Origin of the sequence: Mesorhizobium sp. M0019, assembly GCF_040323975.1 — a bacterium.
In the GTDB taxonomy this organism is placed as follows: Bacteria; Pseudomonadota; Alphaproteobacteria; order Rhizobiales; family Rhizobiaceae; genus Mesorhizobium.
In genome coordinates, this window is sequence record NZ_JAMYVK010000033.1 from 54,348 (window position 1) to 79,406 (window position 25,059).

The window sequence follows — 25,059 nt, forward strand, 5'->3', positions numbered from 1 at the left end:
GCGAAAACGGCCGGATGGAGATATCGTTCCGGCGCTCAATCCGCCGGGCGCAGCCAGACCTTGTTGTCGTGGAAGGCGGCGCCGCCATAGGGCGCCGGCGCATCGGCGCCGGTCAGCACGTTGATGCCCTCGCCGCGCTCATGGGCGCTGTTGGGCCAGATGCCTTCGGCGACTACGACGCCGCGCTTGATGCCGTCGAACAGTTTTGCGTGCAGCACCACTTCGCCACGCTGGTTGCCGACCTCGATGCGGCCACCGTCGGCGACGCCGAGTGCCGCCGCATCATCGGGATGCACGAGCAGCTCCGGCCGGCGCTCTTTTGCCTGCGACACCGGCGTTTCGGCAAAGGTCGAATTGAGGAAATTGCGCGCCGGCGAGGTGGTCAGCCGGAACGGGTGCGCCGCGTCCGCCACCTCGATCAGGTCGACGTGATCGGGAAATTCCGGCAGCCGCTGCACAGGCCCGAAGAGGCCCATGCTTTTCGGCGGCCGGTTGGGCGCTGCCTGCCCGGTCCAGTTGGCGCGGAAATGGAACTTCTTGTCGGCATGGCCGAAGCCAGTGATGAAATGCGCGGCCTCGAAATCCGGCTGCAGGTCGACCCATTTGTCTTCCTTCAGACTGTCGAAACTGCCCAGCCCGCGCTTGCCCAGGATGATGTCGATGTGCTGCTGTTCTGTCAGGCCGAAGCCCGGCATGTCGGCAACGCCGAGGCGCTTGCCCAACTCCTCGACAACGAAATGGTTGGTGCGCGGGCCTTCCGGCGGCTCGATCAGCTTCGGCCCCAGCGTGATGTGCTGGTTGCCGCCACCCTTGTAGACGTCGTCATGCTCGAGAAACATCGTCGCCGGCAGCACCACATCGGCGAGCTTGGCGGTGTCGGTCATGAACTGCTCGTGCACGCAGGAAAACAGATCGTCGCGCAGAAAACCTTGCTTCACCAGCCGCTGCTCCGGCGCGACATTCACCGGATTGGTGTTCTGGATCAGCAGCGCCGTCACCGGCGGGCCGCCATAGAGCGCATCCTCAGCCCCGGTCAGCACCGGGCCGATGCGCGAATGATCGAGATGACGGATCGAGGGATCGCGCATCCGTGTGCCTTCGAGCAGTTCCTGGTTGAGCTTGAAGATGCCCGAATTGGTATGGAAGGCGCCGCCTCCCTCATACTGCCAGCAGCCGGTGACCGCCGCGATCGAGGCTGCGGCATGCATGTTGACCGAACCGTTGCGCTGCCGCGAAAAACCGTAGCCGAGGCGGAAATAGGTCTTCTTCGTCGTGCCGACGAGACGGGCGAAGGCCTCGATTTCGTCGACGGAAAGCCCGGTGATGTCAGCGGCCCATTGCGGCGTCCGCGTCTTGAGATGCGCTTCCAGACCGTGCGGATCGTCGGTGTATTTTTCCAGATAGGCGCGGTCGGCCATGCCGTCACGGAACAGCACATGCATCACCGCGCAGGCCAGCGCGCCGTCGGTGCCGGGCTTCAGCACCAGGCCGAGATCGGCCTGCTTCATCGTTGCATTTTCGTAGACGTCGATGACGACGATCTTGGCGCCGCGTTCCTTGCGCGCCTTGATGGCGTGGGTCATGACGTTGACCTGCGTGACCACGGCATTGGTGCCCCAGATCACAACGCAGTCGGACTTTGCCATTTCGCGCGGGTCGGGACCGCGGAGCGCGCCGGCGCCCATCATCCAGCCGGTCCAGGCCAGATTGGTGCAGATCGAACCGAAGAAGCCGGAGTATTTTTTGGCGTGCCTGAGCCGCTCGATGCCGTCGCGCTGCACCAGCCCCATCGTGCCGGCATAGTAATAGGGCCAGACCGTCTCCGAGCCGTATTTTGCCTCCGCCGCGATGAATTTTTCAGCGACCAGATCGAGCGCCGCCTCCCAGCTCGCTTCCTTCCAGGCGCCGTCGCCCTTGGCGCCGGCCCGCACCAGCGGCTTCAGCAGGCGGTCGGGATGATGGACGCGATCGGCGTAACGGGCGACCTTGGCGCAGATGACGCCGGCCGTATAGCTGTTGGCCTTGGCGCCATGGACGCGGCCGATGCGCCTGGCGTCGAGCAGCTCGACCTCGAGCGCGCAGGTCGAAGGGCAATCATGCGGACAGGCCGAATGGCCGATTTTGAGCTTGGCGTGCTGATTCATGGGAGCAAACTAGCCGTTTGTGGCGGCGGCGTGTAGGGCCAGATGGGCGGGCCTACATCCCCCTCTGGGCTATTCGTCGGAAAGGCCGATCAAGTCCAAGAATGCATCAAAGTCCGGCGCAATGGGCCAAACGCTTTCGACAAGATCAATATTTGTCATGTCAAACGCAACGAGCGGATAAAGCCCCACTGTGCGTAGATCGAACGCAATCGCCTCGCCGCCCCCGTTGCTGCCGATAACGAAAAAACCCGGAAAGAACTCCTTGAATGTCCCCTGTTGCTCTATTTCGATCACCTCTTCCGCAGCGTGCAAGGCAAGCCATAGCGGCTGGACTGGCAGGGGGCCCTCACCACCGTTGCTGAAAGAGAGAAGGGCAGCATAGCTTTCAGGCAGGACCAAAGGCCCCACGTCCCTGAGTTTCTCGATCGCTTCGTCTGACGCTCCATCTTTTTTGCGCCACTCCCGACCTTCAAGCATCTCATTCACCTCCTGCCACCTCCTGCCGCGAACCATTTGGGTATCCGGGAACGTACCCGGCCACATGACCGCGACACGCTTGAGCAACGCGTCGTAGGCGCGGCATTTCGGGCATCTCCCCCGCGAGGGGGGAGATTGCGCTCTTCCTACTCCGCCGTGCCTTGCTCGTACTCCGCCGACATCGACAGCCATTTTTCCTCGTGGCCGGCCAGCTGTTGCGCGAGTTGTGAGCGCTCCTTGGCCAGCCTTGTCGCGGTCGAGGGGTCCTTTTCGTAGACGGCCGGATTGGCGAGCTCGTCCTCGATCAGGTCGATGCGCTTTCGGAGACGGTCCATCAGCGCTTCGGTGGCGCGGATTTCCTTGGCCAGCGGCTCGAAGGCGGCGCGGCGCGCGGCTGCATCGCGGCGGCGGTCGGCCTTCGAGGCTTTGTCCGCCTCGCGCTTGCCGCGGCGGTCGCCGGAGACGCCGGTGACCAGCGTCTTGTAATCCTCGAGGTCGCCGTCATATTGGTTAACCGCGCCGTCCTTGACCAGCCACAGCCGGTCGGCGGTCGCTTCGAGCAGATGGCGGTCGTGCGAGATCAGGATGACCGCGCCGGGAAAATCGTTCAGCGCATGGATCAGCGATTCACGGCTGTCGATATCAAGATGGTTGGTCGGCTCGTCGAGGATGAACAGGTTCGGCCCCTCGAAGGCCGACAGGCCCATCAGGAGCCGCGCCTTCTCGCCGCCGGACAGATCCTTGGCGGCGGTGTTCATCTTTTCGGTGGTCAGGCCGAACTGGGCGACGCGGCCGCGCACCTTGGATTCCGGCGCGTCCGGCATCAGCCGGCGGACGTGTTCATAGGCGTTTTCGTCGGGCCTGAGGTCGTCGAGCTGGTGCTGGGCGAAGATTGCCACCTTCAGCCCGGGCGCCACCGTCATGCTGCCGGTCTCCGGCTTCAGCCGGCTGGCCAAAAGCTTGGCGAAAGTCGACTTGCCGTTGCCGTTGGCGCCGAGCAGAGCGATGCGATCGTCGGCATCGATGCGCAGCGTCATCTTCTTCAGGATCGGCTCGCCCTCGGTGTAGCCGACGTTGACGTTGTTCAGCGCAATGATCGGCGAGGCCACCGACTTCACCGGCTCCGGAAAGGAGAACGGCCGCACCGTGTCGTTCACGATCGCGGCGATCGGCTTCATCTTCTCCAACGCCTTGATGCGCGACTGCGCCTGCCTCGCCTTCGACGCCTTGGCGCGGAAGCGCTCGACGAAGGATTCCATGTGCTTGCGCGCGGCTTCCTGCTTGACGCGGCCCTTCTCCTGCAATTCGCGCTGCTCGGTGTATTGACGCTCGAACTGGTCGTAGCCGCCGCGCCAGAAGGTCAGCTTCTTCTGGTCGAGATGGACGATCGAGTTGACGGCGCGGTTGAGCAGGTCGCGATCGTGCGAAATCAGCAGCACGGTGTGCGGGTATTTCGACACGTAGTTTTCCAGCCACAGCGTGCCTTCGAGATCGAGATAATTGGTCGGCTCGTCGAGCAGCAGCAGATCGGGCTCGGCAAACAACACGGCGGCCAGCGCGACGCGCATGCGCCAGCCACCGGAGAAGGACGAGGCCGGGCGCCGCTGCGCGGCATCGTCGAAGCCGAGGCCGGCGAGAATGGTGGCCGCGCGTGACTCGGCCGAGTGCGCATCGATATCGGCCAGCCGCATGTGGATGTCGGCGATGCGGTGCGGGTCGGCCGCCGTCTTTTCCTCTTCGAGCAGCGCACTCCGTTCGAGGTCGGCCTTGAGCACGATCTCGATCAGCGGCTCCTCGGTGCCCGGCGCTTCCTGCGCGACCTGGCCGATGCGCGTGTTCTTGGGCAGGCTGATCGAGCCGGTCTCGGAGGCGAGGTCGCCGGTGATCGCCTTGAACAGGGTCGTCTTGCCGGTGCCGTTGCGGCCGACAAGGCCGGCCTTGCTGCCGGCCGGCAAGGTCAGTGAGGCATGGTCGAGAAGCAGGCGTCCGGCCATGCGGAGCGAAAGGTCGTTGATGATCAGCATGGCCGGGCTTTTGCACGGGACAACCATGCTTCGCAAGGGCTTGAGCCCCGGTTCGCCGCATAAGCCGCGAAAACCGGCAAGCAAGTCAGCGGCCGCGCCGCGACTTCCCGCAAAACGCAAAAAGAACCCGCTATCCTGAGGGGGGACAAGGAGAGCGGGCTCTTTCGTGAACGGCGGCCTTGGGAGCGTCCGATCGACATCCAAACACGCAGCAGCTTGGTTTGTTCCATGGGAAGAACGAACTATGTGATGAACAAACGCTGCTGTGGCCGGCAGGTTTGTCCACAGGGGCGTGCCGTCTGTACGCTATCGACCATGACGCTGCGGAAAGACTCGGCTATCCTTGGATGTGCGGCGGGCCTGATCTCCGCCTGGCCGGCGCCATCAGCTTCCTCCCAAGCGGCGCCGGCCACCTTCCTTGACCGGCGCCGCTTGCCCGATCGACGCCATTTGAGGCGGTCATTGTTTCGGCGGCGTGCCGGGCTGATCGCCGCCGGTCGTCGACTTCGGCACCGGATTCTTGTCGACCTGCGGGTTCTGATCGACCGTGTCGCCAGTGGCCTTGGTCGGCTGGATATTGTTGTCGCAACCCGCAACAGTCAGAGCTGCCATAAGCAGCAGGATTGAGCGCTTTTTCATCGCAGTCTCCTCTCGCCCGACAACGAGGCGTCGGCGATTTGGTTGCGCGGCCGGTGTCGTTCCTGCATTCGCCAAGGGGCCTGGGAACAAAATGCCGCGTCTCCGGTTGCTCCACAATCAATGGAGGAAGGCATGATCCGTCTGCTCATCGCCGGGGCAATCGTCTATGTTGCCTATCGCGTCGCCAAGAAAGTGATCGATGAGGTGCCCGACGATTTCGATCCGCTGCTGTTGCCACCGCCACAGGACGATCGCGAGGCGCTGCGGCGGCAATCGGCAAGGATGGGCGTCGAGCCCGAGCGTTAGTCGACAGGCCTGCCCGCAAGGCTTCTTCGCTTACGGGCCCTATTCCGGCTCCGCAAACCGTTGCGAACAAAGCAGAAACGATGCTTGATGGGCGATGAACCTCGCCGCCCGTGATTCGTCCTTCCAGCCCGCCTATCTGGCGAAGCTCAACGCCGAGCAGCGGCTTGCCGTCGAACATGGCGACGGCAAGATCGCCGGGCCGTTGCTGGTCATTGCCGGCGCCGGCTCCGGCAAGACCAACACGCTGGCGCACCGGGTCGCGCATCTGATCGTCAGGGGTGCCGACCCGCGCCGCATCCTTTTGATGACATTTTCGCGCCGTGCCGCAGCGGAAATGGCCAAGCGGGTCGAGCGCATCGCCGGCGAGGTGCTGGGGCGCGATGCCTCGGTGATTACCGATGCGCTGAGCTGGGCCGGCACGTTCCACGGCATCGGCGCCAGGCTGCTGCGCGATTATGCGCTGGAGATCGGTCTCGATCCGGCCTTCACCATCCACGATCGCGAGGATTCCGCCGACCTGATGAACCTCGCCCGCCACGAGCTTGGGTTTTCGAAGACCGAAGCCCGCTTCCCGACCAAGGGCACCTGCCTGGCGATCTATTCGCGCGCCGTCAACGCACAGGCGCCGCTCGGCGAGGTGCTGGGTTCGGTGTTCCCGTGGTGCGCCGGCTGGGCCGAACAGCTGAAGCAATTGTTCGCCCGATATGTCGAGGCCAAGCAGGCGCAGAACGTGCTCGATTACGACGACCTGCTGCTCTACTGGGCGCAGATGGCCGGCGAGCCGGAAATCGCCGCGCATCTGGGTGCACGTTTCGACCATGTGCTGGTCGACGAGTACCAGGACACCAACCGGCTGCAGGCATCGATCCTGACGGCGCTCAAGCCCGACGGATCTGGGCTGACGGTGGTCGGCGACGACGCGCAGTCGATCTATTCGTTCCGCGCCGCGGAAGTGCGCAATATCCTGGATTTTCCGAAGCAGTTCGCGCAGCCGGCGGAAGTCGTCATGCTGGAGCGCAACTACCGCTCGACCGAGACCATCCTGGCGGCCGCCAATGCGGTGATCGGCGAAGCTTCGGAGCGTTTCACCAAAAATCTCTGGACCGAGCGCAAATCGGCGGAAAAGCCGAAGCTGGTGAGCGTGCGCGACGAGACCGAGCAGGCGAGCTATGTCTGCCAGGCGATACTCACCGAACGCGAAGCCGGCACCGTTCTCAAAGCACAGGCGGTGCTGTTTCGCGCCTCCCACCATAGCGGCCCGCTGGAGATCGAGCTGACGCGCCGCAACATCCCCTTCGTCAAGTTCGGCGGGCTGAAATTTCTCGATGCAGCTCACGTCAAGGACTTGCTGGCCGTGCTGCGCTTTGCCGAAAACCCGCGCGACCGCGTCGCCGGCTTTCGCGTGCTGCAACTTCTGCCGGGCATCGGCCCTTCGGCCGCCAATGCGATCGTCGAGACCATGGCAAATTCGCTTGACGAGACGATGGGGCTTGCCCGCTATCGGCCGCCGCAGCGTGCCGCCGACGACTGGCCGGGCTTTGTCGCGCTCTATAGCGGCCTGCGTGCCGGCGCGCAAAAATGGCCGGCCGACATCGAACAGGTCAGGCTCTGGTACGAGCCGCATCTGGAACGTATCCACGAGGATGCAACGACGCGCCGGGCCGATCTCCTGCAGCTCGAGCAGATCGCTTCCGGCTATGCGTCGCGCGAGCGCTTCCTCACCGAGCTGACACTCGATCCGCCGGACGCGACCAGCGACGAGGCCGGCCCGCCGCACCGCGACGAGGATTATCTGATCCTGTCGACGATCCATTCGGCCAAGGGCCAGGAGTGGAAGAACGTCTTCGTGCTCAACACCGTCGACGGCTGCATCCCGATCGATCTCGGCGTCGGCAGCAAGGAGGACGTCGACGAAGAGCGGCGGCTGCTCTACGTGGCGATGACGCGGGCCAAGGACAGCCTGCACCTGGTCATGCCGCATCGCTTTTTCGTCCACGGGCAGGCGGCGCGCGGCGACCGCCATGTCTATGCCTCGCGCACGCGCTTCATCCCGCGCTCGATCCTAGGCGCCTTCGAACAGGTGGCTTGGGCCAGCGTCCAGGCCCCGGACGATCCGCGCCGCCAGCCGCACGTGCGTGTCGACCTCGGCGCCCGCATGCGCGGCATGTGGAAATAGGCACCCGCCTCGACGTCGGCGCTGCTCGCCCGGCGACCGCTCCCGGAGCCGGCGAAAAAACAATACCGGCAACATGGAACCTCGCGCCGTGATCCGCGTTTCTGCCCGACCCCCAGACCGGAGAACGGCGTCCGCCGTGACCTCCGCCCATTCGAGAGGCCAGAATGCACGACAGGACGTTTTCCACCCCGGTCGCCCTAACCGTTGGCGCCGGCTACAAGCGTACGATCGCTTCGTTCTCCGAGATGCACGAATTCCTCACCGAGTTCCCGCCTTCGCGCCGCCGGCTGAGCTATGGCGCCGCGGTGAAGGCCTGCGAGGCGGCACGTGCCGGCGAGATCTCGGCCGAAGCGGCACGCGACGCCCTGATCACCTTTGCCGTAACGGCAGGCATCCTCTGGCCGGCCGCCCAGCCGGCAGTCTCGGTCAAGCCGGTCGCCCGGGGTCTCGGCGGCTACGCCGCCTGACAGAAACGACCATCAATGGACCGTCATCGGGCCGCCGCCCGGCGGGTCGCCCGCTGCCGCGGTTTCGAAACTGACCTGATCGCGGCCGTTCGATTTGGCCTTGTAAAGGTGCCTGTCCGCCACCACGAATATCTCGGCGTAGGTGGTCGGCCCGCTGAAGGCGACGCCGCCGACGCTGACCGTGAGAGGACAGGGCCGGCCGCCACGCGTGAACTCCGCCTCACGGACGCGTCGGCGAATTGTCTCCGCCACCAGCCAGGACTGCGAAGGATCTGCGCCGGGAAGGAAAACCGCAAATTCCTCGCCGCCGATCCGGCCGACGATATCGGCGCCGCGTAACTGGCCCTGGATTGTCTTGGCGATCAGCTTGAGCGCCTGGTCTCCGCAGTCGTGGCCGAGGCGGTCGTTGACGGATTTGAAATGGTCGGCATCGACGATCAGCAAGGCGCCGGCATTAACGACGGAATGGCTGCGGGCCTGTTCGAGATAGGCCTCGACGAGCATGGAAAACGCACCCCGGTTGAATACCGCCGTCAGGCTGTCGGTCGCCGCGACGACAGCCAGTACCTTCTGCGCGATCGCCAGCTGGCGCATTTTCCACATGAGGAAGAAGAAGAACGAGCTGGCCAGGACAAGCGGCAGCAGCAGGTCTGTGAGCTGCGCCCGCCACAGCGCTTCCGGCGACGAATATGGAAAATTGAAGGAATCGACGAAGAACGCGGCTGCAATGCAGACCGCCGTGCCCGCGATTGTAACCCCCACGACCCTGCCCCAGCTCGTCGGGGACAAATCGATCTGCATGCTTTTGCTTTTGCTCCTGCTTCAGCAGGCTACCTTGAAGCAACAGCGCAAACGAAGTCCTAAGACTTTGCTTTCAATTCGATCGCAGTCGAAGCGAACCAGCCGTCGAGATGGCGGCCAGATAAGAAGATCGGTCCTAAATCAGCTGCCGTCTGATGCTCATCCGCGTTACCGCGGTCACAAGAATGGCGCCGATCATGAAATAGATGGTCGCGACAATGTCGCCCTGGTGGAAATAATAACCGGAGTTGAGAAGCGCCAGGACCACGGCGAAGAACGCCACGAGGCGCAAGGGTTCATTGGGCATGCGTGCCAATTCTCGCTGTTGCTGCTGAATGCTGCTGAAGCGGCCGCCCTCACGACCGTCCGCTCCATAAAATGTTTTGGCGCGTTTTGCAATCTCGGCAGATCGTCCTCTATCCACCGTCCGCTTCACCAGCCGCCCCAGGTTCAGGCGAAAGCCCTGCCCTCCTCGCTGCGCTGGAACATCGTCAGGTCCAGTCCGAGGCTTGGCTTGCCCAGAATGGTCAGGATCGCATGCGCCTGGCCGCGGTGGTGGGTCTGGTGGTTGAAAAAGTGGTCGAGCGCCGGCGCCAGCCGCTGCGAGACGGTGCGCATATCCGAGACGGTCATGTAGGAGAAGCGGCCCGACAGCGCCTTGTCGCTCAGGCCGTCGACCCAGTCGATGATCCGTTTGTCCTCGGCCTCGCGCGCCAGCCGCAAGCCGGGCAAGGCGCGGTGCAGGATCGTGTCGAGCCTTGCCGGCGCGTCGCCCTCGCCGGTGAAGCGTTTCATCCAGATACGGTCGGCTGCCAGGAGGTGGTTGAGCGTTCCCATCATCGAACCGAAGAAGACGCCGATATTGCGGTCGAACTCTTCCTCATCGAGATCGGCGGCGGCATCGTAGATGCGGCCGTTGGCCCATTGATTGTAGGCCGCAAACATCCTGAAATGCTGTTTCATTTTCTCTCGACCTGCGAGACCCCTGCGCGGGTCCGTTTCGGGCATAGTTAGACTGCAAGGACGCTGCCGCCAATGACCATTCTGCTCTACGACCTTGTCGGACGCGACGCCGCCCGCCCGTTCAGCCCACATTGCTGGAAGGCGGCGATGGCGCTGGCCCACAAAGGGCTCGACATCACCAGCGTGCCGACCCGTTTCCTCGAAGTGCCGAAGGTGGAAGGCGGCGTCTCGAAGCTCGTTCCGGTGATCCGCGACGGCGAGACGGTGGTCGCCGATTCCTTCGCTATCGCGCTCTATCTCGAGGAGGCCTATCCTGAGCGCCCGACATTGTTTTCCGGCGACGGCGGCAAGGCGACGGCGCGCTTCATCGAACGCTGGTCGCAGCTGACCATCCATCCCTACGTCACCACCGCTGCGATACTGGACCTGCACGCCATGCAGGACGAGGCGAACGCCGCCTATTTCCGGCAGAACCGCGAGCAGCGCTTCGGCAAGCGCCTGGAGGCGGTTTACGCGACCCGCGACGGTGGGCTCGCCGGCTTCCGCGCCTCGCTGGAGCCGCTCCGCTCGATGCTTGGCTATCAGCCCTTCATCGGCGGCCCGTCGCCGCTGTTTGCCGACTACATCGTTTTCGGCGCGCTGCAATGGGCGCGCATCGCCACGCCCTACCGGCTGCTCGACGACGGCGATGTCGTGGCGCAATGGTTCGAACGATGCCTCGATCTGCATGGCAGCCTCGGCCGCAACGTCGCGGCGGCAGCGATCTCCCCGCTCGAGAGTTGAAATCGGCAATTTCATCGGCAACGCCACATTTTGTTCTTGCTTTGTGCCGGCAGCTATGCTACTAATCTCGATATGGTGATGATTCGCACCGACGCCCCGCCCGGCTTGCCGAGGCGGGTTTTGTTTTGCCGATCGAGGTCCAACGGCGTTGCCGGCAGGGACGTCGTCCGGCCTTAGCTGAAAGTTGCCAGCCGGCGAAATGCGACAATGCGGGTAGACGAAGTGTCGCTTGAAGCGCCTCATCAGCGCCTGGATCGAAGCAAACAAGACGAACATCCGGCGAACCGGGCAATCACAACAAAGGCAGCGCGCCATGATCGCAAACCCAGATTTCCCGGCCGACTTTCGCGCCGGGCTCGCCAAGCTCTTCCTGTGGCGGCGCGACGTCAGGCGGTTCAAGCCGACGCCGCTCCCGGAAGGGGCGCTGGAGCGGCTGCTCGAGCTTGCCAGCGCCGCGCCGTCCGTCGGGCTGAGCCAGCCCTGGCGCTTCGTCGTCGTCGAGAGCGAAGCATGCCGCGCCGCCGTCAGGGCCTGCTTCGAGCGCTGCAACGCGGAGGCACTCGCAAATTTTTGCGGTGAACGCGCCGCGCTCTATGGGCGCCTGAAGCTTGCCGGCCTGAATGAGGCGCCCTGCCAGCTTGCGGTTTTCGCCGACCGCGCAACCGAGCAAGGGCATGGGCTTGGCCGCCTGACCATGCCAGCCACCATAGACTATTCCGCTGTCATGGCGGTCCACACGATGTGGCTGGCGGCGCGCGCCGAAGGAATAGGCATGGGCTGGGTCTCGATCCTCGATCCGGCCGAGATGGCGACGATCCTGGACGTGCCGGCGGAGTGGACGCTGATCGGTTACTTCTGCATCGGCTACCCCAGCGAGAACCACAGCGTGCCGGAACTGGAACGGGAAGGCTGGGAAACCCGGCGGCCGTCTATCGTGACAAGGCGGTAGTGCAATGGCGGCGCTGCCATCCTCTTTGCGCTGAAGAATGACTCCTCCCCCTGCAGGGCTGTGGATGTCATGGATGGTTTCGCCGATCGTCATCATTGCCAGCAAGACACCATGGCAAAGCCAGTCGTGACGGCCTTAACCTGAGGAAGGGCATAGAATGTTTCGCTACGACATGCAGGCCGAGATCTGGGTCTATCCGGGCAAGGGCGGCTGGCATTTCGTGACGCTGCCGCCGGAGCTTGGAGCCCGGATCAAGACGGCGATGGTGGGGATGGCACGGCCCTAGGGCTCGCTTGGCGTGGAAGCCGTCATCGGCCAGACCAGATGGCGGACATCGCTGTTTCCCGACAAGAAATCCGGCAGCCTGCTCTTGCCGATCAAGACCGCGGTGCGGGTTCGCGAAGGCCTCGGGGCTGGCGACACGGCCAACCTGACGATCGAGATGCAGTTATGACGACGTAGTCTCAGGCTGGCGACGACGCGCTATAGGGCGGCCAGTCGATCGGACCCAAAGTGAGTACGGTTTCTGGAAAATCCGATGCTCAGCAAAAAGATGGAGCGGCGGCATGGTTCGACTTGAAAGTCCGCCGCCCCAGCGCAGAAATGCGCGCCGGGCCGGCCTCCCCTTGGCAAGGCGGCGGGCGGCTTGTATAGAGCCCGCCACCTTCAATTCCACTCTCCATCACAAGGACGATCCCATGGCGCTCGAACGCACCTTTTCCATGATCAAGCCGGACGCGACCCGTCGCAATCTCACCGGCGCTATCACCAAGATACTGGAAGATGCCGGCCTGCGCGTCGTCGCTTCGCGCCGGGTGTGGATGAGCCGCCGCGAGGCGGAAGGTTTCTATGCCGTCCACAAGGAGCGTCCGTTCTTCGGCGAGCTGGTCGAGTCCATGTCGTCGGGCCCGACAGTCGTGCAGGTACTGGAAGGCGAGAACGCCATTGCCAAGAACCGCGAAGTGATGGGCGCCACCAATCCGGCAAGCGCCGCCGAAGGCACCATCCGCAAGCTGCACGCGCTGTCGATCGGCGAGAATTCCGTGCATGGTTCCGATGCGCCGGAAACCGCCGCGCAGGAGATCAAATACTGGTTCTCGGACACCGAGATCGTCGGCTGAGCCGGCATCCCGAACCTCATCAAAGAGGCCGGCGCAACGCCGGCCTTTTTCTTTTGCTAAAGCGCGTCGCGTTCGACCGGCCTCATGCGACGCGCTTTAGGTTTCTTGTCTTGATGCATGTCGTTATCGCAAAACCGCTGCACAGTTTTTGCGCGACATGCAGTGGCGGACATTTTCAGCTTCACGCTCCTCGACGGGTCACGGGTGCGTTAAGCTCGGAGGGGCGGATCAAACGCGGTCCCGACAATGGAGCCGACCAGGCCATGACCAGCACCATTCCCGGTTTCTTCCAAGGCACCGAAATGCCAACCGGCGGCTGGTGGGAAGCGCTGTGGCCCGAGCCCGCCAGCGTCCTGGCGGCGGTCGGCATGAAGCCCGGCACGGACGTGGTCGATCTCTGCTGCGGCGACGGCTGGTTCACGCTGCCAATCGCCAGGGTCGCCCGTCATGTGATCGCTATCGACATCGATGCCGATCTGCTCGAAGTCGCCAGGCGGCGGCTGGCCGAAGGAGGCGCTGGCAATTGCGAGTTTTTGGCGGGCGACGCCTATGACCTTGCCAGGCTGGTGCCTCAAACCGTCGACTTCGTCTTTATCGCCAACGCTTTCCACGGCGTTCCGGATCGGCCGCGGCTTGCCCGCGCCGTGCGCGCGACGCTTGGCCCTGCGGGTCGTTTTGCCATCGTCAACTGGCACCAATATCCGCGCGAGCAAACCACGGTCCTGGGCGAGCCGCGCGGGCCAAAGACCGAGCTGAGGCTGTCACCCGAACAGACCACCGCGTCGGTGGAAGCGAGCGGGTTCAAGCTCGCCGAGCTGGTTGATGTGCCGCCCTATCACTATGGCGCGGTATTCAAACTCGCGACGAATTGAGAAATATCGCATGAGATGCGGCATCGTCGCCCGATACATGTCGCCCGCCGCCCCCTAGCGGCGGGTTCTGCCAGTCTATTTCGCCTGGCGTTCCTTCACGTTCGCATGTTCGTTCGCCGCTTCCGTGTCGGTGGACGGGGTCTTGGTCTCTTCACCTGAAAACGGGCTGCCCTGCCCCGGTGCGAGATCGCCGCTATTGCCGGCCTTGTTGGTCTGGAACGGTTGGCTGTCCGCTTTGAGACCGTGGTCAAGAGCATTGACGAGATGGTCGTCCGCCTTGGCAAGGCCGGTAAAGGCAAGGAGCGATGCACCGGTGGCGGCAAGGATAAGCGTGTGCGTTTTCATGTCTGGACTCCTTTGAGTTAAGGCCAGAACGAGCCGCAGCCATTCTGGCGGCTTCAACGAAGGGACAACGTCCCTTTTGCCTTACCCGCAATTTTATGTGGAACTAACGCGCCCTCTGCCCGGCCTATTCCCGCTGAAACACAATGTGATCGGCATGCAGCTGCCGCAGAGAGTAATCGGCTTGGGTGATGCGCTAGCTCGCGGCGTTGAAGCGCAGAATGTCGCGGCCGCCGCTGTCAATGATGACAAGCTTGCCGGCGTCGACGTGGTAGGATGTCGCCTTGGCCAGCGCCTCGAACAGCGCCTTTTCCTCGGCCATGACCTGAGGCGCGCAGGCCTTGAAGGTCGAGCCGATGTCGCTGATGGCGATCGTCGAGCCGTCTACCCTGGCGGTGGCGAAATAGACGTTGCAAGGGCCGCTGCCGCCGGCCTTGCCGGCTTCGCTGATCCGGAATGTCGCCCGCGGCTCGGCAATCACGCCGACACCGTCGATATATTCGACCAGCCAGCTTTGGCCGAACACCGAAGCTGCCGCCGGCGCATCGCTCGGCGCCGCCATTTTCAGCATGATGGTCTGTGGCGCGTCGCTGAGCGGGTCGACCTGGTGGCGCGCATCTGTGACGAACAGCAGCCGGTCGTCGACAGTGATGCGCGCCTGCAGCGCGTAGGTCATATCAGGCCGGATCACCCGCGGATCGAAGCTGATCTCGAACTTGATCGGCACCTGGCCGGCCGGCACCACCTTGCGCTCACCGATGATTGCGGCCGGCGCGTCGGCCAGCGACACGTCGGCAAGCTGCACGGAAAGCACGGCATTGGGCGGCAGCGCGATGCGCTCGCGATACATCACCTCGCCCTTGAGGGTCTTTTCGGCAGCCGCGGAATAATCCGGAACGGCCAGGATGCCGACGGCCAGCGGCACCAGTCCGAAGATGAAGAACTCGGCGATCCTGTCCAGCATGATCCTGCTCCCCTTCCGGCCAAGGGTCTCGCAGGATTGCGGTCAATGAATGGCTGGCCGGGTATGGGATGGCTGTCGCAGGGATTTATTTGGACGGCGGCTGCTTCCAGCGGCTCGCCGCCTTGTCGTCGGCCTCCTTGGCGTCGACCCAGCCGCCTTCGGAACCGTCGCTATGGTGTTCCTTTTTCCAGAACGGCGCGCGTGATTTCAAATAGTCCATCAGGAAATTCGCGGCCTCGAACGCCGCCTGCCGGTGGGCGGAAGCCGCCACTACCAGCACGATGTTTTCGCCGGGCGCGATCTTGCCGTGGCGATGGATGACGGTGAGCCCCTGCAGCGGCCAGCGCTCGATTGCCTCGCCGGCGATGCGGGATATCTCGGCTTCGGCCATGCCGGGATAATGTTCGAGCTCGAGCGCGGAGAGCCTGCCTTGCTCGTCGCGACAGAGGCCGGAGAAGGTCACCACAGCGCCGATGTCGTTGCGACCCCTGGTCAGCCTGGCGATCTCGGCGGCGACGTCGAAATCCTCCGCCTGGATGCGCACGACCGGCACCACCGCGGACATGGTTCAGCCACCGGTCATCGGCGGGAACAGCGCGATCTCGCGCGCGCCGGCAATCTTCTCGCGGTGCTCGACATGTTCCTGGTTGATGGCGACGCGGATCACGTCAGGATATTGCAGCGCGTTCTCGTACTCCTCGCCGCGCGATTTCAGCCAGCGCAACAGGTCGGCGACCGTTTCGATGCCGGCCGGCAGTTCGACCTCTTCCTCCGGTCTGCCGATCCGCTCGCGCACCCAGGCGAAATAGATGAGCTTGGTCGACATGTCACTCGTCCATGATGTGCTTGAGGCCGGCGCGGAAATAGTCGTAGCCAGTGTAGAGCGTCACCAGGGCGGCGATCCACAGCAGCACCAGCCCGGTCTGGGTGGTCAGCGGGAAGATCTTGTCGCCGGCAGGTCCCGCCAGCAGGAAGGCGATGGCGATCATCTGGATGGTGGTCTTCCATTTGGCGAGCTGCGTCACCGGCACCGAGACCTTCAAGGCCGCCAGATATTCGCGCAGGCCCGAGACCAGGATCTCGCGGCACAGGATGATGATCGCCGCCCATAGCGACCAGCCGGCGATGCCGGCATGGCGGTCGGTGTCGGCGGCAAGCAGCAGCAGGCAAGTGGCGACCAGCAGCTTGTCGGCGATCGGGTCGAGCATCTTGCCGATGTTGGAGGTCTGCTGCCAGGCGCGCGCCAGATAGCCGTCGAAGTAATCGGTGATCGAGGCGAGCAGGAAAATGACGAGCGCCGACCAGCGCGCGAAGTCGCTCGATTTCAGATGCCCTTCCAGGAAGAAGCACAGCACCACCAGCGGCACCGCCAGGATGCGGGCATAAGTGAGCATGTTGGGCAGGTTGAATGCGCGCTGAGCCATGTTTTGGGAACTCTTTCTGCCTGCTTAGTCAAATCAGAAGCGAATGTGGGGGGTCAACAGGCCAGAATCGATTAGCCAGCCGAAATGTCGGCAATACGTCTTAGCTCTCGTGAAAATGATTGTAGACCAATTTCGCCACCTGCTCGGAAATGCCGTCGACCTTGACCAGGTCCTCGACGGCGGCACGGCTGACGGCCTTGGCCGTGCCGAAATGCATCAGCAGCGCGCGCTTGCGGCCGGGTCCGATGCCGCTGATCTCGTCGAGCGGGCTCTTGACCATCTCCTTCTTGCGGCGGGCGCGGTGCGAACCGATGGCGAAGCGATGGACCTCGTCGCGCAGCCGCTGGACGAAATAGAGCACCGGATCGCGAACGGGCAGCGAGAATGGGGCCCTGCCCTTGACGAAGAAGCGTTCGCGGCCGGCATCGCGGTCCTGACCCTTGGCGATGCCGATGGCCACCACCCGGTCCTCGATGCCGAGGTCGGCCAGGATCTTGCGCACCGCCGTCATCTGCCCTTGGCCGCCGTCGATGAGGATAACGTCGGGCCAGGCCGGGAAGCCGCCCGCGTCCTCGATATCGTCGCCCGGTGCGGTAGGGCTCGCCTCGTCCGCGCCCTTGGTTTGCGGGGCATCGCCATGTTCCTTCAACAGCCGCGAGAAGCGCCTCTGCATCACCTCGCGCATCATGCCGAAATCGTCGCCCGGCGTGATCTCGGTCGAGCGGATGTTGAACTTTCGATACTGGTTCTTCACAAAACCTTCCGGCCCGGCGACGACCATGGCGCCGACGGCGTTGGTGCCCATGATGTGCGAGTTGTCATAGACCTCGATGCGCACCGGCGGTTTTTCCAGGCCGAAGGTCTCGACAAAGCCAGTGAGCAGCCGCGCCTGGGTCGAGGTTTCGGCGAGCCGCCGGCCGAGCGCCTCGCGCGCGTTCTGCAGCGCGTTGTCGGTCAGGTCCTTCTTCTCGCCGCGCTGCGGCACGGAGATCGACACCTTGCGGCCGGCGCGGGTGGAGAGGGCCTCCGCCAGCAATTCCTGGTCCTCGACGCCATGCGACAACAGGATGGTGCGCGGCGTCGGCTTGTCGTCGTAGAACTGCGCCAGGAACGATCCCAGCACCTCGCCGGCTTCGAGCGCCGGATCGGCCTTGGGAAAATAGGCGCGGTTGCCCCAGTTCTGGCCGGTGCGGAAGAAGAACACCTGGATGCAGACCTGGCCGCCCTCCTGATGGATGGCGAAGACATCGGCCTCGTCGACGGTCTGCGGATTGATGCCTTGATGGCTCTGCACATGCGACAGCGCCGCCAGCCGATCGCGATATATGGCGGCGCGTTCGAAATCGAGGTTCTCCGAAGCCTGCTGCATGGCGGCGGAGATCTCCGTCTTCACCTTCTGGCTGCGGCCGGAGAGAAAATCCTTCGCCTCGGCGACAAGCCTTGCATAGTCGCCGTGCGAGATTTCGCCGGTGCACGGGCCGGCGCAGCGCTTGATCTGGAACAAAAGGCAAGGCCGGGTGCGGTTCTCGTAGAAGGAGTCGGTGCAGCTCCTGAGCAGGAAGGCGCGCTGCAGCGAGTTGATGGTACGGCCAACTGCGCCGGCCGAGGCGAAGGGGCCGAAATAGTCGCCCTTGCGCGAGCGCGCGCCGCGGTGCTTGTAAATACCGGGCGAGACATGGTCGCCGGTCAACAGGATATAGGGGAATGACTTGTCGTCGCGCATCAGCACGTTGAAGCGTGGCCGCAAGCGCTTGATGAGGTTGGCTTCAAGCAGCAGCGCTTCGATCTCGGTGCGGGTGACGACGAACTCCATGGTCGATGTCTCTCGCACCATGCGGCCGATACGGCTGGTGTGGAACCGGCCTTGCGCGTAGCTGGTGACCCGCTTCTTCAGGCTGCGTGCCTTGCCGACATAGAGCACGTCGCCGGCGGCATTCATCATGCGGTAGACGCCGGGCGCATTGGGCAGCCGCTTTACCAGCGTCTGGATCACCTCGGCGCCGACCATGCCGTCGGCGTCGCCGGCATGCGGGGTCCAGTCGATGGCGGTGAAAGTAACGTCCGGACCGCTGGCTGCAGGCTCGACGACCTCCTCGGCCGCCTCGTCCTCGAGGTCGATTTCGGGCGGCAGGTCGTCGGCGCCACCGCGCGTTTTTTGTTTCTGGTCCATGGGGCTCATTCCGTCATGCCTGTCACATCGGGCGTCTGCCATGCAAGATGCTGGCCGCCGTCAAGCGCGATCATCTGGCCGGTGACCGAGCGTGCCGCCCAGAGATAACGGATAGTGGCACCGAATTCCGGCAATTCCGGGCCGCGTTTCAGGATCAGCCCGGCAATCTGGGCATCGAAATCGCTGTCGTGCTGGCGCGTGTTCTTCAAGGTCGGGCCAGGACCAATGGCGTTGACACGGATGCGGGGACCCAGCGCCTGCGCCATCATCTCGGTCGCCGCCCACAAGGTCGACTTCGACAGCGCATAGGAGAAATAACGCGGCGTCGGTCGCCAGACGCGCTGATCGATCATGTTGACGATCAGCCCCTCACTGTTCTGCGGCAAGGCCCGGGCGAAAGTCTGTGCCAACAGCGCCGGCGCCTTGACATGCATGGCGAAATGGCGATCCCAGGCCGGCCAGTCGAAATCCTCAACGCTGTCGTGCTCGAACAGCGAGGCGTTGTTGACCAGCAGCGACACCGGCCCGAGTGCCGCCGCAGCGCGGCCGACAAGGTTGCTGACCGCGCCCATGTCGGTCAGGTCGGCAGCAACCACTGCGGCCCGGCCATGTCGACCAAAATGACCACTGGTGATCTGGGCCGCCAGTTCCTCCGCCTCGGCCAGCGAGCGATTGCAATGAATGGCTACGGCAAAACCATGCGCGGCAAGATCTTCGACAATCGCCCTGCCGATCCGCTTCGCCCCGCCCGTCACCAGTGCCGTCGCGGCGACCTTGCTCATCTGTCAATCCTTAATCCGATGCCGATTCCGACCTGCCGGGATCGCGCCGGCAAATTATGGCCCGCCAAGCGTTAAATCCCATTTCCACCTGGGGCAGGATTGTGGCAAAGTGGCCGGTGGGCGTTTTGGCTCGACCGGAATTCGGGCCAGCCCGCCCGCAATATAGGGCGCTGGAGCCCTTACACCAAGCCGTGTGCAGTGCAGCACGGCGAACCTGCTGACATTCGCTGTTGCGAAGATGCAACGTCAAGGTTCTGCCTCATTCGTGCCAGGTAATGACCCAAGTTCAGGTTCGCTTCAGCCGCATTTCGACACGACATTTGGAACCGTTGAACGCCGGATCCGTTTCACCCCCCGGACGGGTTGAGGGCGCTCATGAAAAACAAGCCTGTGTCCTGTGGCTTAAGGAGTAAAGAACAATGCAAGCCAATTTTAAATTTGCGCGACCGCTCGCGGTGGCGTTTGGGCTGTTCGCCCTCGGCGGAACCGCCTATGCCGCGGACGTGGTTCAGGAAGAGCCGCCGGCACCTGCCCCGATCGCAGAACTTCCGGTCGCATCCTGGGCCGGTCCCTATGCCGGTGTGAGCGTCGGCTACGGCTTCGCTGGCCATGCCAAAGCCAAAGACATTGGCGTCGACGTCGACACCAAGGGTTTTGTCGGCGGCGTCTTCGGCGGCTATAACTGGCAGCAGGAGAACTTCGTCTACGGTGCCGAAGCCGATATCGGCTACAACGGCGTCAAGGGCGACGATGCCGGCATCGAGGCCAAGGGTGGCTTCGAGGGCTCGCTGCGTGCCCGCCTCGGCTACGCTGTCACCCCGGACATCCTGCTCTACGGCACCGCCGGTGGCGCGCTGAAGAACCAGAAGATTGAAGCTGCCGGCGTAAGCGACACCAACACGCAGTTTGGCTGGACAGCCGGCGTCGGTACCGACATCAAGATCACCGACAATGTGTTCGGCCGTGTCGAGTATCGTTACACGGACTTCGGCAGGAAGGACTTCGACGGTATCGGCAAGGTCAAGTCGACCGACAATCGCGTCACCTTCGGCGTCGGTATGAAGTTCTAAGTCGTCCAAGCCACGACACGAAAAAGCCGGGCCTCGCGCCCGGCTTTTTTTGTTGGCATCGGTTGAGACCGCTTGCCCTCAAGCCGGGATGGCGGGCTTCAGCTCCGGGAATTTCTCGTCGAAGCGTGCCGCCCAGCGCGTCAGCCGGCCGCGGCCCTTTTCCCATTTTCCAGCGAAGCGCAGCGAGAGATAGCCGAGGCAGGCGCGCAATGCGATCTGGCCGAGGGTGATTTTCTTCGGCAGCTTCGGCGGGTTCGCGTTGAGCAGATCGAGCGCGTCCGAAATCTTCGTCCACTGGCGCTCGAGCCAAGGCTGGTAGACCATCTCTTCCGGCCGTGTGCGCCGCTCGTAGACCATCGACAGCGCGCAGTCGCAGATGCCGTCGGCCAATGCCTCCAGCACCTCCGCCTCAAGGCGCTTGTCGGGATTGCGCGGAAACAATGTGTTCTTCGACATCCGGTTGAGATGCTGGGTGATGGCGCGGCTGTCGTGGACCGAGCGGCCGTCATCGAGCACCAGCACCGGGATCTTGCCGAGCGGATTGGCGCCGATCAGTTCGGCCGGCCTTTCCTCGGTCTTTATCGGCACGAGATCGATCGCAATGCCGGCATGAAGTGCTGCCATGCGCACCTTGGAACTGTAGGGGGAAGTAGACGCGTAGAGCAGTCTGGGCATTGTCGATTCCTGTTTGCCGGCTACAGCTCCATACGTCCTGTTGGACGCGCAAAAGGACGCGGTAGCATTGTGACTTCGCGCATGACCCTTACCGAAAATCGATTCCGACAGGGGCTCGTGCGTGGCACTGTTGACCGATCATGCAGGGTTCATCAACGGCCAGAGGCGGAAAACCGCGCCGCCAGCGTGCAGCCATAGTCTCGCGTTCGGATGCGATGAGCCGGAGGTGCGGCGGCAGACGCGAGCAGGTCGGACAATCCAGATCCGAGCAACTACCAACTCGGCCTTGCACCGAAGGTTGGTTTTGGCAGCCACGAAAATCCCACCGGACTTCGCCGCATGGCGAAGTCCTGGGAGCTGCGAAAAGACGTCTTCCTCCCGCCTCTTTCTGGTCCTGCCCGACTGTCAACCAAGAAGCGAGGCGCCTGTCCGGCATCCCGCCCTGGCTGTCTTGAGTACTGTCCCCTGCGACAGCAGGACCGCGACTACTTCTTGGCCTTCGCCTTTGCGGGCGCTGCCTTCGGCTTGGCCGCGGGCGCTGCTTTCTTCACTGCTGCAGAAGATTTCGCAGCGGCGGCCTTTGCCGGTGCTGCCTTCTTCGCAGCAGGCTTCGCCGCGGCCTTTGCAGCCGGCTTCTTGGCCGGTGCCGCCTTCTTTGCCGGAGCAGCCTTGGCAGGTGCTGCTTTTGCCTTGGCAGGTGCTGCTTTCTTCACGGCTGGTTTTGCCGCGGCCTTGGCGGCCGGCTTTTTGGCCGGCGCTGCTTTTGCCTTAGGCGCAGCGGCCTTCGCTTTGGCCGCGGGTGCTGCTTTCTTCACAGCAGTTGCGGCCTTTGCCGCGGCTGCTTTTGCCGGTGCTTTCTTTGCCGGTGACTTTGCCGGTGCCTTGGATGCCGGCGCTTTGGATGACTGCTTAGCCATATCATGCCCCTTCCGTTGTGCCGACGGCCGTTATTGACCCGGCGCGCATTGCATATCTGACTCGCGGCTTGCTAGCCAGCGAAGCATTAGAATGATTTTTGTAGCTTAAGTTTCGGTTACGGCGAGCGCGCGACCATTTTACCCGCGCAAAAATCGGCTGCGAATCTTTGTGTCCCGCAGCGAAGTTCTGCGACAGAAATTCTGGTCGCTCTATCTCGACCGGTCTTCTCGTCAAGCTCAGGACCTTTTCGACCAGCTTTGCGCTTCAACGTCCGACGCTCGGCGCGAACATTGTCAAGAGCGAAGGCGGTCGCCCGCCTCGTCTTGTCCGAAACGATAAACTATAGGTAAGTAGGAAGCAACGCGACGAGCACGCCGCTGCACTATCTTGCACGACGCGATGAAAGTAAGCAGATAGCTCGCATTTCTGAAAGACAGGATATCGCTCGATAGATCCGGTCGAGCCGACCTCGTGATCGAATGCGCTCGGCCGTTCAGGCGCCGAGCGGCTCGCGGCTCATCTGCAGCCGGCGCGAAGGCTCGGCCCTGTGGAGATGGACGGCGAAGGTATCCCATGGCGGCATGACCGAAATCTGCGCCAGGATGCGCCCCGCTTCACCGCGATGATAGCCGCCGTGCAGTACGACGTGGGTCAGCATTTCCTGTCGCGACATCAATGCCTTATCCCCGTCGGTGAACACGAATGCGACGGGCTCGGACAGCTGCCGCGACGAAACGGTTTCGAGATAATCGAGATACCAGCGATCGGTCGCTGCGACCGCGGCGCGAAGTTCGTCGAACGCCGGCGTGTCCTCGGTGGTGTCGGCGGAGTAGCCATGGCTTGCGTCAACCAGGTGCGCCGAGAATATCCGCGACACCACATGGCTGTGATCGACGAGCCGTATCACGGCCTGCCGTTCCTTGCCGTGAACATGCGGGTCGAGACTCGCGAGCTTTTCCAGCAGTTCGTCATTGGCCCAGGCCTGATAGGCAAACAGGCTGCGAAGCAGAGCGAGCGCATTCATGGTCGGTGTCCTTTTCCGGAAATGCGAGTATGTTGTTTATATTTTCAGGAGAATGGGCGAACGTGTCTACTCGCATTGCAAAACCGCATCCGCGCATGCGCAAACAGCCGCGTCAGGCGCGTTCCAGGGCAACCGTCGAGGCGATCATCGAGGCGGCGGCTCATGTTCTGAGCGGGCTGGGGTGGGCCGGCTTCACCACCAACAAGGTTGCCGAGACAGCAGGTGTAAGCATCGGCACGCTCTACCAGTATTTTCCCGACAAGCTTTCCCTGCTCGCTGCCGTCCGGCGCCGTCACTTCGATCATGTGCTGTCGGTCATTCGCGATTCGGCGGAAGACCAAAAGCCGCTCAGGAAATTCGCGCAGGAGCTGGTGCGCGGCATGATCGCGGCGCACAGCATTCACCCGACACTACACCAGGTGCTGCTCGACGAGGCGCCGGGCGATCGCGGCTCCAGGGCCGCCCATGCTTCGTTCCAGGCACAATACCTCAATCACTATGCGACTGCTGTCGCCACTTATCGCAAGCCAAGGAAAGGCGCCGACACGGAGACCGTGGCGCGCGTGCTATCGTCAGCGATCGAAGGTGTGATCCACAACGCGGCACGCCGGAACATGCTCGCCGCGCCGGAGCTGCAAAAGCAACTCGTCGAACTGATCTGCGCCTACCTATCGGGAGCAGGCCGCATCGGTCGATAGCGCATGGCACGGCGGAAGTCGGGATTTCTGTGTGTCGTTCAAATCCGGCTTATGAGGTGTGGCAAGGACGATGCCAACAATGCCGCACCTGATGCGGCCAAGAGTGTGAGGACGATCTTTCGAAAAGTCGCCTCGCTAACGCCGATGTAGAGTCTCGCGCCAAGGAGTGTCGGTATCAACATCGCCGGCGCGACGACGGCGAACATCGGCAGCATTTCGAGCTTGATCTTTCCGGCCGCAAGATAGGCGGCCATCGTCATGGAGAGGGTCACAAGGTTGAAATTCTGGATGACAATACGCTGGCTGTCCTTTTCCCATTGGCGCAGCACGCACCACAGCGTTGGAACCGGGCCGGTGAAGCCGCCAAGTCCACCCATGATGCCGCCGACCAGACCTATTGCACCGTCTGCAACAGGACCCCCGACCGTGATGGGAGGGAGGCGACGCGCAAAGAGCATCAAGGGACACCAAACGACCAGCAGCGCGCCGAAGACCAGCTTGAACAACTGCACATCCAGCAAGGGCAGGATGGCGACACCGACCGGAATCCCTATGGTCCCGCCGATCAGGAAGGGCAGCAGAAGCCTGAGATCAAAACCCCGGCGGACGGTGACGGCAGCGATGATCTGACCGGTGAGCGCCCCAAAGATCGCCATGGCAGCAGCGAGCTGGGGCTCCACGGTCCAAACCCAAATCGACATGGCAACCAGGCTGAAAGCGAACCCGGAAAGCCCTTGGACGAAGCCTGCAACGACCGCGCCGAGAGCAACAGTATAAACAAGCGAATCCATGTAGTGCTGTTTCCCCGCAAAGTGATCGATGTGGTCGGTTGGCGTTGACATGCATGGAAGTCTACGATTTTCGCAACCGATCCCAGATCAGCCGCGGCTTTCTACGCGAATTTCGGAATTGTCTTCAGGCAAGAGCAGCATGGCTCCGGTCCGATACATTTCGCGTTCCAAGGTGAAGGGCTTGCGATCGAACTCTATCCGGCAGAAGCAACGACGCTGGAAGGAGCGGGAACGATGATCGGCTTCGAAGTCGCCAACGCAGATGAAGCTGCTTCTGCCGCCAAAGGCCAACGGCTTTGGAATCATTGCGGACGTCAAGGCGACAGCTATGGGCAGACGTGTGATCGTCCGTGATCCTGATGGCCGTCAGGTGTTCCTTTTCTCGACCACCTAACCTGAAAAATTCACGGTGGGTTGGCGGATGTGGTTCAAGCCGTTGAAATGACGTAGAATTTGGTTGCTAAGGCCGATCCGAATCA

Annotated in this window: 30 protein-coding genes; 13 read left to right on the plus strand and 17 right to left on the minus strand. The window is 63.0% G+C overall.

Features of this window, described 5'->3' with window-relative positions; genetic code table 11:
* Nucleotides 1-35: 35 nt before the first annotated feature.
* The 4 genes from NKK47_RS22650 to NKK47_RS22665 all read right to left on the minus strand — a co-directional run bounded on the left by NKK47_RS22650 (nucleotide 36) and on the right by NKK47_RS22665 (nucleotide 5,284).
* Nucleotides 36-2,144, minus strand: a complete 2,109-nt coding sequence (locus NKK47_RS22650) for a molybdopterin-containing oxidoreductase family protein (RefSeq protein WP_352457657.1) — start codon at nucleotides 2,142-2,144, stop codon at nucleotides 36-38.
* A gap of 69 nt (nucleotides 2,145-2,213) precedes the next feature.
* A complete protein-coding gene (locus tag NKK47_RS22655) occupies nucleotides 2,214-2,621 on the minus strand; it encodes an SMI1/KNR4 family protein (protein ID WP_352457680.1) in 408 nt (135 codons plus the stop codon).
* Nucleotides 2,622-2,767: 146 nt separating this feature from the next.
* Nucleotides 2,768-4,645 carry an ABC-F family ATP-binding cassette domain-containing protein gene (locus tag NKK47_RS22660; protein ID WP_352457656.1) on the minus strand — a complete coding sequence of 626 codons (1,878 nt, stop codon included), beginning with the start codon at nucleotides 4,643-4,645 and terminating at the stop codon, nucleotides 2,768-2,770.
* A gap of 459 nt (nucleotides 4,646-5,104) precedes the next feature.
* The gene (locus NKK47_RS22665; RefSeq protein WP_352457655.1) at nucleotides 5,105-5,284 is read right to left on the minus strand and encodes a hypothetical protein; all 180 of its coding nucleotides are present in this window, start codon (nucleotides 5,282-5,284) and stop codon (nucleotides 5,105-5,107) included.
* 132 nt (nucleotides 5,285-5,416) lie between these two features.
* Here NKK47_RS22665 and NKK47_RS22670 point away from each other — a divergent pair, with 132 nt between their 5' ends.
* The 3 genes from NKK47_RS22670 (at nucleotide 5,417) to NKK47_RS22680 (ending at nucleotide 8,233) form a co-directional block, all read left to right on the plus strand.
* Nucleotides 5,417-5,590 carry a hypothetical protein gene (locus NKK47_RS22670; RefSeq protein ID WP_023677660.1) on the plus strand — a complete coding sequence of 58 codons (174 nt, stop codon included), beginning with the start codon at nucleotides 5,417-5,419 and terminating at the stop codon, nucleotides 5,588-5,590.
* A gap of 94 nt (nucleotides 5,591-5,684) precedes the next feature.
* Nucleotides 5,685-7,766 carry an ATP-dependent helicase gene (locus NKK47_RS22675; RefSeq protein ID WP_352457654.1) on the plus strand — a complete coding sequence of 694 codons (2,082 nt, stop codon included), beginning with the start codon at nucleotides 5,685-5,687 and terminating at the stop codon, nucleotides 7,764-7,766.
* Nucleotides 7,767-7,930: 164 nt separating this feature from the next.
* On the plus strand, nucleotides 7,931-8,233 hold the full coding sequence (locus NKK47_RS22680; RefSeq protein ID WP_352452964.1) for a DUF982 domain-containing protein: 303 nt from the start codon (nucleotides 7,931-7,933) through the stop codon (nucleotides 8,231-8,233).
* Between the two features lie 12 nt (nucleotides 8,234-8,245).
* On the opposite strand, the gene NKK47_RS22685 is transcribed toward NKK47_RS22680, so the two are convergent.
* From NKK47_RS22685 to NKK47_RS22695, 3 genes are all read right to left on the minus strand, one after another.
* Nucleotides 8,246-9,034: a GGDEF domain-containing protein gene (locus NKK47_RS22685; RefSeq protein ID WP_352457653.1), complete on the minus strand. Its 789-nt coding sequence runs from the start codon at nucleotides 9,032-9,034 to the stop codon at nucleotides 8,246-8,248.
* A 136-nt stretch (nucleotides 9,035-9,170) separates the two neighbouring features.
* Nucleotides 9,171-9,470, minus strand: coding sequence for a hypothetical protein (locus tag NKK47_RS22690; protein ID WP_352452962.1), 300 nt, complete (start codon nucleotides 9,468-9,470; stop codon nucleotides 9,171-9,173).
* A 14-nt stretch (nucleotides 9,471-9,484) separates the two neighbouring features.
* Nucleotides 9,485-9,997 (minus strand): DinB family protein, encoded by a 513-nt coding sequence (locus NKK47_RS22695; protein WP_352457652.1) that lies wholly within the window; start codon nucleotides 9,995-9,997, stop codon nucleotides 9,485-9,487.
* 72 nt (nucleotides 9,998-10,069) lie between these two features.
* Between NKK47_RS22695 and NKK47_RS22700 the strand changes: the two genes are divergently transcribed.
* The 6 genes from NKK47_RS22700 to NKK47_RS22725 all read left to right on the plus strand — a co-directional run bounded on the left by NKK47_RS22700 (nucleotide 10,070) and on the right by NKK47_RS22725 (nucleotide 13,722).
* Entirely contained in the window at nucleotides 10,070-10,780 is a 711-nt protein-coding gene (locus tag NKK47_RS22700; RefSeq protein ID WP_352457651.1) for a glutathione S-transferase family protein, read from the plus strand.
* A gap of 313 nt (nucleotides 10,781-11,093) precedes the next feature.
* Nucleotides 11,094-11,729 (plus strand): 5,6-dimethylbenzimidazole synthase, encoded by a 636-nt coding sequence (bluB, locus tag NKK47_RS22705; protein WP_352457650.1) that lies wholly within the window; start codon nucleotides 11,094-11,096, stop codon nucleotides 11,727-11,729.
* A gap of 157 nt (nucleotides 11,730-11,886) precedes the next feature.
* Nucleotides 11,887-12,015 carry a hypothetical protein gene (locus NKK47_RS22710; protein ID WP_352457649.1) on the plus strand — a complete coding sequence of 43 codons (129 nt, stop codon included), beginning with the start codon at nucleotides 11,887-11,889 and terminating at the stop codon, nucleotides 12,013-12,015.
* A gap of 12 nt (nucleotides 12,016-12,027) precedes the next feature.
* Nucleotides 12,028-12,183 carry a DUF1905 domain-containing protein gene (locus NKK47_RS22715; protein ID WP_352457648.1) on the plus strand — a complete coding sequence of 52 codons (156 nt, stop codon included), beginning with the start codon at nucleotides 12,028-12,030 and terminating at the stop codon, nucleotides 12,181-12,183.
* 244 nt (nucleotides 12,184-12,427) lie between these two features.
* Complete coding sequence (gene ndk, locus NKK47_RS22720) at nucleotides 12,428-12,850, plus strand: nucleoside-diphosphate kinase (protein WP_023677669.1); 423 nt, start codon at nucleotides 12,428-12,430, stop codon at nucleotides 12,848-12,850.
* Between the two features lie 263 nt (nucleotides 12,851-13,113).
* Complete coding sequence (locus NKK47_RS22725; protein ID WP_352457647.1) at nucleotides 13,114-13,722, plus strand: class I SAM-dependent methyltransferase; 609 nt, start codon at nucleotides 13,114-13,116, stop codon at nucleotides 13,720-13,722.
* A gap of 75 nt (nucleotides 13,723-13,797) precedes the next feature.
* Here the strand turns inward: NKK47_RS22725 and NKK47_RS22730 are convergent, their stop codons facing one another.
* The 7 genes from NKK47_RS22730 to NKK47_RS22760 form a co-directional block, all read right to left on the minus strand.
* On the minus strand, nucleotides 13,798-14,067 hold the full coding sequence (locus tag NKK47_RS22730) for a hypothetical protein (protein ID WP_352457646.1): 270 nt from the start codon (nucleotides 14,065-14,067) through the stop codon (nucleotides 13,798-13,800).
* Nucleotides 14,068-14,260: 193 nt separating this feature from the next.
* Complete coding sequence (locus NKK47_RS22735) at nucleotides 14,261-15,028, minus strand: YbaY family lipoprotein (protein ID WP_352457645.1); 768 nt, start codon at nucleotides 15,026-15,028, stop codon at nucleotides 14,261-14,263.
* An 85-nt stretch (nucleotides 15,029-15,113) separates the two neighbouring features.
* Nucleotides 15,114-15,593 carry a molybdenum cofactor biosynthesis protein MoaE gene (locus NKK47_RS22740; RefSeq protein WP_352457644.1) on the minus strand — a complete coding sequence of 160 codons (480 nt, stop codon included), beginning with the start codon at nucleotides 15,591-15,593 and terminating at the stop codon, nucleotides 15,114-15,116.
* A 3-nt stretch (nucleotides 15,594-15,596) separates the two neighbouring features.
* Nucleotides 15,597-15,854 (minus strand): molybdopterin converting factor subunit 1, encoded by a 258-nt coding sequence (gene moaD, locus NKK47_RS22745; RefSeq protein ID WP_023677674.1) that lies wholly within the window; start codon nucleotides 15,852-15,854, stop codon nucleotides 15,597-15,599.
* Between the two features lies 1 nt (nucleotide 15,855).
* Nucleotides 15,856-16,452, minus strand: a complete 597-nt coding sequence (gene pgsA, locus NKK47_RS22750; protein ID WP_023677675.1) for a CDP-diacylglycerol--glycerol-3-phosphate 3-phosphatidyltransferase — start codon at nucleotides 16,450-16,452, stop codon at nucleotides 15,856-15,858.
* Between the two features lie 100 nt (nucleotides 16,453-16,552).
* Nucleotides 16,553-18,631 (minus strand): excinuclease ABC subunit UvrC, encoded by a 2,079-nt coding sequence (uvrC, locus tag NKK47_RS22755; RefSeq protein ID WP_352457643.1) that lies wholly within the window; start codon nucleotides 18,629-18,631, stop codon nucleotides 16,553-16,555.
* The gene (locus NKK47_RS22760) at nucleotides 18,628-19,404 is read right to left on the minus strand and encodes an SDR family oxidoreductase (RefSeq protein WP_023677677.1); all 777 of its coding nucleotides are present in this window, start codon (nucleotides 19,402-19,404) and stop codon (nucleotides 18,628-18,630) included. Before NKK47_RS22760 ends, uvrC begins: the two co-directional genes overlap by 4 nt.
* Nucleotides 19,405-19,823: 419 nt before the next feature.
* Here NKK47_RS22760 and NKK47_RS22765 point away from each other — a divergent pair, with 419 nt between their 5' ends.
* Nucleotides 19,824-20,474: an outer membrane protein gene (locus tag NKK47_RS22765; RefSeq protein WP_023677678.1), complete on the plus strand. Its 651-nt coding sequence runs from the start codon at nucleotides 19,824-19,826 to the stop codon at nucleotides 20,472-20,474.
* 78 nt (nucleotides 20,475-20,552) lie between these two features.
* Here NKK47_RS22765 and NKK47_RS22770 read toward each other — a convergent pair whose 3' ends face one another.
* On the minus strand, nucleotides 20,553-21,149 hold the full coding sequence (locus NKK47_RS22770) for a glutathione S-transferase family protein (RefSeq protein WP_352457642.1): 597 nt from the start codon (nucleotides 21,147-21,149) through the stop codon (nucleotides 20,553-20,555).
* Between the two features lie 636 nt (nucleotides 21,150-21,785).
* Between NKK47_RS22770 and NKK47_RS22775 the strand changes: the two genes are divergently transcribed.
* Complete coding sequence (locus tag NKK47_RS22775; protein ID WP_352578296.1) at nucleotides 21,786-22,103, plus strand: hypothetical protein; 318 nt, start codon at nucleotides 21,786-21,788, stop codon at nucleotides 22,101-22,103.
* Nucleotides 22,104-22,560: 457 nt separating this feature from the next.
* Here NKK47_RS22775 and NKK47_RS22780 read toward each other — a convergent pair whose 3' ends face one another.
* A complete protein-coding gene (locus NKK47_RS22780) occupies nucleotides 22,561-23,091 on the minus strand; it encodes a DinB family protein (RefSeq protein WP_352457640.1) in 531 nt (176 codons plus the stop codon).
* Nucleotides 23,092-23,153: 62 nt separating this feature from the next.
* On the opposite strand from NKK47_RS22780, the gene NKK47_RS22785 reads away from it, so the two are divergent.
* On the plus strand, nucleotides 23,154-23,789 hold the full coding sequence (locus NKK47_RS22785; protein WP_376704967.1) for a TetR/AcrR family transcriptional regulator: 636 nt from the start codon (nucleotides 23,154-23,156) through the stop codon (nucleotides 23,787-23,789).
* A 38-nt stretch (nucleotides 23,790-23,827) separates the two neighbouring features.
* Here the strand turns inward: NKK47_RS22785 and NKK47_RS22790 are convergent, their stop codons facing one another.
* Nucleotides 23,828-24,580, minus strand: coding sequence for a sulfite exporter TauE/SafE family protein (locus NKK47_RS22790; protein ID WP_352578299.1), 753 nt, complete (start codon nucleotides 24,578-24,580; stop codon nucleotides 23,828-23,830).
* A 66-nt stretch (nucleotides 24,581-24,646) separates the two neighbouring features.
* Between NKK47_RS22790 and NKK47_RS22795 the strand changes: the two genes are divergently transcribed.
* Entirely contained in the window at nucleotides 24,647-24,934 is a 288-nt protein-coding gene (locus tag NKK47_RS22795; protein WP_352457678.1) for a VOC family protein, read from the plus strand.
* The last annotated feature ends 125 nt before the right edge of the window (nucleotides 24,935-25,059 follow it).

Coding starts and splice junctions, on each gene's coding strand:
- NKK47_RS22760 (WP_023677677.1), bottom strand. CDS start 19,404: ATGAGCAAGGTCGCCGCGACGGCACTGGTGACGGGCGGGGCGAAGCGG.
- NKK47_RS22685 (WP_352457653.1), bottom strand. CDS start 9,034: ATGCAGATCGATTTGTCCCCGACGAGCTGGGGCAGGGTCGTGGGGGTT.
- NKK47_RS22765 (WP_023677678.1), top strand. CDS start 19,824: ATGCAAGCCAATTTTAAATTTGCGCGACCGCTCGCGGTGGCGTTTGGG.
- NKK47_RS22710 (WP_352457649.1), top strand. CDS start 11,887: ATGTTTCGCTACGACATGCAGGCCGAGATCTGGGTCTATCCGGGCAAG.
- NKK47_RS22655 (WP_352457680.1), bottom strand. CDS start 2,621: ATGCTTGAAGGTCGGGAGTGGCGCAAAAAAGATGGAGCGTCAGACGAA.
- NKK47_RS22790 (WP_352578299.1), bottom strand. CDS start 24,580: ATGGATTCGCTTGTTTATACTGTTGCTCTCGGCGCGGTCGTTGCAGGC.
- NKK47_RS22675 (WP_352457654.1), top strand. CDS start 5,685: ATGAACCTCGCCGCCCGTGATTCGTCCTTCCAGCCCGCCTATCTGGCG.
- NKK47_RS22740 (WP_352457644.1), bottom strand. CDS start 15,593: ATGTCCGCGGTGGTGCCGGTCGTGCGCATCCAGGCGGAGGATTTCGAC.
- NKK47_RS22650 (WP_352457657.1), bottom strand. CDS start 2,144: ATGAATCAGCACGCCAAGCTCAAAATCGGCCATTCGGCCTGTCCGCAT.
- NKK47_RS22660 (WP_352457656.1), bottom strand. CDS start 4,645: ATGCTGATCATCAACGACCTTTCGCTCCGCATGGCCGGACGCCTGCTT.
- NKK47_RS22780 (WP_352457640.1), bottom strand. CDS start 23,091: ATGAATGCGCTCGCTCTGCTTCGCAGCCTGTTTGCCTATCAGGCCTGG.
- NKK47_RS22670 (WP_023677660.1), top strand. CDS start 5,417: ATGATCCGTCTGCTCATCGCCGGGGCAATCGTCTATGTTGCCTATCGC.
- uvrC (WP_352457643.1), bottom strand. CDS start 18,631: ATGAGCCCCATGGACCAGAAACAAAAAACGCGCGGTGGCGCCGACGAC.
- NKK47_RS22735 (WP_352457645.1), bottom strand. CDS start 15,028: ATGCTGGACAGGATCGCCGAGTTCTTCATCTTCGGACTGGTGCCGCTG.
- pgsA (WP_023677675.1), bottom strand. CDS start 16,452: ATGGCTCAGCGCGCATTCAACCTGCCCAACATGCTCACTTATGCCCGC.
- NKK47_RS22680 (WP_352452964.1), top strand. CDS start 7,931: ATGCACGACAGGACGTTTTCCACCCCGGTCGCCCTAACCGTTGGCGCC.
- moaD (WP_023677674.1), bottom strand. CDS start 15,854: ATGTCGACCAAGCTCATCTATTTCGCCTGGGTGCGCGAGCGGATCGGC.
- NKK47_RS22725 (WP_352457647.1), top strand. CDS start 13,114: ATGACCAGCACCATTCCCGGTTTCTTCCAAGGCACCGAAATGCCAACC.
- NKK47_RS22700 (WP_352457651.1), top strand. CDS start 10,070: ATGACCATTCTGCTCTACGACCTTGTCGGACGCGACGCCGCCCGCCCG.
- NKK47_RS22770 (WP_352457642.1), bottom strand. CDS start 21,149: ATGCCCAGACTGCTCTACGCGTCTACTTCCCCCTACAGTTCCAAGGTG.
- NKK47_RS22695 (WP_352457652.1), bottom strand. CDS start 9,997: ATGAAACAGCATTTCAGGATGTTTGCGGCCTACAATCAATGGGCCAAC.
- NKK47_RS22730 (WP_352457646.1), bottom strand. CDS start 14,067: ATGAAAACGCACACGCTTATCCTTGCCGCCACCGGTGCATCGCTCCTT.
- NKK47_RS22665 (WP_352457655.1), bottom strand. CDS start 5,284: ATGAAAAAGCGCTCAATCCTGCTGCTTATGGCAGCTCTGACTGTTGCG.
- ndk (WP_023677669.1), top strand. CDS start 12,428: ATGGCGCTCGAACGCACCTTTTCCATGATCAAGCCGGACGCGACCCGT.
- bluB (WP_352457650.1), top strand. CDS start 11,094: ATGATCGCAAACCCAGATTTCCCGGCCGACTTTCGCGCCGGGCTCGCC.